Genomic DNA, 537 nt, shown 5'->3' with positions numbered 1-537 from the left:
GGTAAAAAAAGGTATACATATCGGTCTGTCATGGCAAGGGATGAGAGTCCGAAAGCGCTTACGGATGAAATTTAAAAAAATGGTTCGCTGACCTATGACTTACATCTGTTTTCAGGAATCAAAAAAGTTCCCACAAAGTCTTGACTGACTCTCGCCTTAATTATATTTTGCTGAAAATAGGATAGATTCAGTAAAATATAGTATCATATAGTTAGATGGGAGGTGAAAAAATGTATTTTTGTATCAAACAACAGCTAAATGGTTTGACCGAAGAAGAATACTTGACTCTTCGAGAACTGTGCCATATTGCCAAGAACATGTACAACGTCGGATTGTACAATGTCAGACTATACTATTTTGGACAGAAGGAATTTCTTAATTATAAGAAAAACTATCATCTTGCAAAAACGAACGAAAACTATAAGCTGTTAAACAGCAACATGGCACAGCAAATTTTAAAAAAGGTGTAACTATTCACCCCAGTGCTAGTGTATAAAAAAGCCCAGCACAAATAGGGCATTTCGGTCATAGAAAATG

General features: G+C 35.4%; 1 pseudogene. It reads left to right on the top strand.

What is annotated here, in order from left to right:
* Window positions 1-230: 230 nt before the first annotated feature.
* Window positions 231-467: pseudogene (locus DCC82_RS17130) on the top strand (RNA-guided endonuclease TnpB family protein); the annotation flags it as partial.
* Window positions 468-537 lie beyond the last annotated feature (70 nt).

Source organism: Geobacillus sp. LYN3 (assembly GCF_003064505.1).
In the GTDB taxonomy this organism is placed as follows: domain Bacteria; phylum Bacillota; class Bacilli; order Bacillales; family Anoxybacillaceae; genus Parageobacillus_B; species Parageobacillus_B toebii.
Note: the sequence above shows the minus strand (reverse complement) of the source record. Positions and strands in the feature narration are given on the sequence as shown.